Source organism: Pseudotabrizicola sp., from assembly GCF_030684215.1.
Lineage (GTDB): Bacteria > Pseudomonadota > Alphaproteobacteria > Rhodobacterales > Rhodobacteraceae > Pseudotabrizicola.
This window is the reverse complement of record NZ_JAUXOV010000044.1, coordinates 1-4,208: the sequence shown is the minus strand read 5'-3', so window position 1 is coordinate 4,208 and position 4,208 is coordinate 1. Positions and strand designations below refer to the sequence as shown.

Annotated in this window: 4 protein-coding genes; 2 read left to right on the top strand and 2 right to left on the bottom strand. The window is 60.3% G+C overall.

Features of this window, described 5'->3' with window-relative positions; all coding sequences use genetic code 11:
- Positions 1 to 335: IS66 family insertion sequence element accessory protein TnpB (gene tnpB, locus Q8K08_RS09040; RefSeq protein ID WP_305249842.1), on the top strand; the 335-nt coding region annotated here is incomplete at its 5' end.
- A gap of 54 nt (positions 336 to 389) precedes the next feature.
- A complete protein-coding gene (locus tag Q8K08_RS09035) occupies positions 390 to 1,958 on the top strand; it encodes an IS66 family transposase (RefSeq protein WP_305249841.1) in 1,569 nt (522 codons plus the stop codon).
- Between the two features lie 333 nt (positions 1,959 to 2,291).
- Here Q8K08_RS09035 and Q8K08_RS09030 read toward each other — a convergent pair whose 3' ends face one another.
- Both Q8K08_RS09030 and Q8K08_RS09025 read right to left on the bottom strand, forming a co-directional pair.
- The gene (locus Q8K08_RS09030; protein ID WP_305249840.1) at positions 2,292 to 2,525 is read right to left on the bottom strand and encodes a helix-turn-helix transcriptional regulator; all 234 of its coding nucleotides are present in this window, start codon (positions 2,523 to 2,525) and stop codon (positions 2,292 to 2,294) included.
- A gap of 34 nt (positions 2,526 to 2,559) precedes the next feature.
- Entirely contained in the window at positions 2,560 to 4,011 is a 1,452-nt protein-coding gene (locus Q8K08_RS09025) for a CHAD domain-containing protein (RefSeq protein ID WP_305249839.1), read from the bottom strand.
- Positions 4,012 to 4,208 lie beyond the last annotated feature (197 nt).

Sequence of the window (4,208 nt, the reverse complement as noted above, 5' to 3'; positions counted from 1 at the left end):
CCGTCAGGATCGTGATCGCTACCAATCCGGTAGAATTTCGCAAGGGGCATGACGGGCTGGCAGCCATGGCGCATGGCGAGTTGGGCTTTGCGCCGAAGGCCGGGGTGATGGTTGTGTTCAGGTCCAAACGTGGCGACCGGATCAAGGTTCTGTTCTGGGATGGCAGTGGCATCGTGCTGATCTACAAGCGCCTGGAACAGGGCGGCTTTGCCTGGCCAAAGGTGGGCGACGGGGTCATGCGACTGTCGCGGGTGCAGTTCGAGGCGTTGTTTGCAGGCCTTGACTGGCGGCGTATCCATGCGCCCAGGCCGACGCCGCCCACCGCGACAGAATGACTCGGATCGCCTTGTAAATATGGGCCTTTGCGGAGGTATGCGGTATAAACCGCTATGCCTGCGTCCGCCGATCTTCCCTTTGATATAGACTGCCTTCCGCCCGCCGTGCGTGAGGCGTTTGCAGCGATGCAAGCCAAGGTCGCCGGGCTGGAAGCCCATACCGAACGACAGGATTACCTGATCGCTGAGCTGCGCCATGCGCTTTATGGCAAGCGGTCCGAGCAACTGCCTCCCGATGAGCGTCAGCTGGCTTTCGAGGATCTGGAAACGGCCGTCGCGGAAGCCGAGGCCGCCCGGGATGCGCTGGCGGAGCGCAATGCCGATGGCAGGCCCAGACGTCCGGCAGCCAAACGCAACCTTGGCCATTTGCCAGATCACCTGCCGCGCATCGAGCAGGTGATTGAACCCGCGCAGAAGGTTTGTTCCTGTGGTTGCACCGATATGGTGAAGATTGGCGAAGACCGCGCGGAACGGCTCGACATCGTTCCCGCCCGCTTCCAAGTCATCGTCACCGTTCGCCCCCGCTACGCCTGTCGCCGTTGCGACGCGGGTGTTGTGCAGGCGGACACGCCCAATTGGCTGATAGAAGGCGGCCTGCCCACCGAAGGCACGCTCGCCCACGTCGCCGTTTCCAAATATGCCGACCACTTGCCGCTTTATCGCCAATGCCAGATCTATGGCCGGGGCGGCGTGGACCTGGATCGGTCAACCCTGGCAAACTGGTGTGGCGTAGCGGCTTATCATCTGGCTCCGGTCGTTGATCGGATGCTGGTCCACCTCAAACGATCCGGCCGCCTGTTCATGGACGAGACCCGGGCGCCGGTGCTCGACCCCAAGGCGGGCAAGACCAAAACCGGCTACCTCTGGGCGGTGACCCGCGATGATCGCGGGTGGGGCGGCGGCGATCCGCCCGCCGTCGTCTTCACCTATGCGCCCGGGCGTCATGGCCACCATGCGATGGACATTCTGACAGGCTTCGAGGGCATTCTGCAGGTCGATGGATATACCGGCTATGACGCCTTGGCCGAACCAAAGCGCGTGGGTGGCATGCCCCTGACGCTGGCCTACTGCTGGGCGCATTCGCGACGCAAGCTGCATGACATCTATCAAAAGGACGGCTCCGAGATCGCCGCTGAAGGCCTGCGCCGCATCGCCCAGATCTACAGGATCGAGGCAACCGTCCGGGGCCGTTCCCCCGAAGAACGCCTCGCTGCCCGTCAGCTGCAATCGGCCCCGTTGATCGCAGACTTCCGCCTCTGGCTGACCCATCAGCGCAGCCGGATATCCGCTAAATCCCGCTTGGGCGAGAAGCTCGGCTACATCCACCGCCACTGGGATGGCCTGCAAATCTTCTTGACCGATGGCCGCGTCGAGATGGACACCAACCCGGTCGAAAACACCATCAGGCCCATAACGCTCAATCGCAAAAACGCACTGTTCGCCGGTCATGACGAGGGCGGCCGAACCTGGGCGCGCATGGCCTCGCTGATCGAAACCTGCAAGCTGAACGCCATCGATCCCTACGCCTACTTACGCGAAACACTGACCGCCATCGCCAACGGCCACCCCGCGTCGCGCATCGACGACCTCATGCCATGGGCCTTCCAAAAACCGTCAATCTAAAAGCCCGACGGGCTTCACGCACCGCTTACGTTGAACTTGCACAAACATTACGAAGTCATGACAGCAGGGTGAAAACCGATGCGTACCGATGGACATGGGCAGAGAGGAAGCCAACTTGGCAACGCCTTACCCGAATACCGGGTCTGAGGCGTTTCTTGAAACCGAGCGCAGCATGACACTTCCTATCTCCTGGCGCGGCAAGTTGGTTACCCGGTTTTGACAAGAATTTCCAATTTCCACCTTCGTCGCTGAAGTCGAAGCGTGCGCGTCCGAAATGTCCGGGTCTGGGAAACCACCGCGCACCACGTCAACGTCAGCCGAGGGCCGACCTTACTACGTGATTTCGTCCTGCGGCACGTCCAACGAGGTCGCCAAGGCACGCAAGGTTGCAACTGGGCCCTGTTTGCGGCCGGTCCCGATCTCGGCGGCGGTAGCTCGGTTCACACCGTCTTGTTCGGCAAGGGCCGCTTGGGTCAGGTCGCGGTATAGGCGCGGGGCGCTTTCCCCGTTGAGCAGGCGGTTCACATAGGCAGCCGGGATCCCTTTACCAATCTGCGCTCTAGCCATTGCTGCTGCGTTCAGAGAGCCGCCCAGGTAGTCGTCATCGCCAATAACGGCCGGCGTCGATGAGACTACCATGTGCATCAGCTGCGGCAGCGATAAGAGCTTTTTTCGTGCCCCCCGCCAACAGTGCTGGCGCTTCCGGGTGGTCCGCGAGGGCCAAGCGATCAAGGATATGGGGCACCGTTGCCAAGTCGTTAAGCGCCCCAAGTTCATCCTGAACGGCCTCAAGCGCGACGATGAAGTTCTGCTGCCGCACTTTTTCGCCCTTCCCGTCGAACAAGAGTGCGAAGAAATCCGCAGCATAGCGCAGTTTCTTGGCATCTTTCCGAAGCTCGTGTCGCGCCACGTCGTCCATGCGCCTGATGTTGCGGCCGCCCTCCTTGACCTTGCGTCGAAAACGGCTCAGGGCGCGGCCAGCAAAAGCGCGGACCGATAGCGTCCTCGTCTCTTCAAGGTCCGGGTTGACTATAAAAGAGCCGTATTGGACCCACTCCACTAAAGTCAGCATCAGAGCTCGTGCTTTGACTGAGCCAAGCTCTTCTTCGACCCGATCATATGCAGCTTCACGCTCGGTTTGAAGGCGGTCGCGCAGGGGACCGGGTCTTGCGCGCCGCAGAAGCACATCAAGCTCACGCGCTGGTCCAAGCGCTCCGGCAAGACCCCGGAGGCCTTCACGCAGTTCGTAGGCGTCTGCACCAAGAAGCGGCTTGAAGATCGAAAAGGCAGATCGGAGCCGACGCAACGCGACGCGGGCCTGATGCAGAGGCTCGGGCGAACGGGATGCCAAAAGCAGATCCTCGTTCAGCCTGAATTGCTTGATGCAGGCCTGCACGATGACTTGAAACGCTTCCACGGCTGTCATGTCGTCTTCAAGCGGCATCGGCACTGCCTTGACCACTGCCCGCTGAGCCTGCCTCAGAAGATTGCCGCGCTCGGGTTTCGTTAAGACACCCAACCGGATCGGGGTCGCGCCGCCCAACTTCCGCGCCAAACCAAAAAATGCCTGAGGCTGTCCCGACTTGAGTTCCATCTCCATTTCGCAGATGGATGTGTGTCGGTCCCCGGCGCTGATCGTACCGCGGTCGATCACGACCTCTATATTTGTGCAACCATCCTGAACATCCCAAATTCGACGCGTCACCTCGACCTCGAACACCCGAATCAGGTCTTCCACCGCTTCCCCAAGCAAAGCGTGAATCGGCGAAGAACCGTCGATAACGGGACCATCAGTGGTGACAGGCATCTCCCATTCAGACCGTGCGAAAAGCCCAGCCTCACTACTTCCCGACCTCTTGATTGTCTGAGTGCGGTGAGACCCACTTTGCCGGATGCGGAGCGACAGGCCAGCCTCCGCCAATGCATGATCAGCTGTATCGAAGTATAGGTCGCGTTGCTGCACGGTTCGCCACTGCTCCGGTAGCACGTTCGACGCTCCAAGAACCTCGGCGGAAACAGCATTCAGTTGCAGCTTGAGCTCGATCTCTTTCATCTTCCTATTCTTTCCTGAATAGCACATGAAGAACCCGTCAAAGACAGGCTTAGTTCTGCTAGGCTCCAGACCCATTGATTTCAGGTTGTTGGCGTGATTCAGGCTCCGCAAGGAGACCGATCCATGAGCAACCTCTACTGGCTGACTGACGAGCAGATGGCTCGGCTTAAACCCTTTTTCCCCAAGAGCCACGGGGT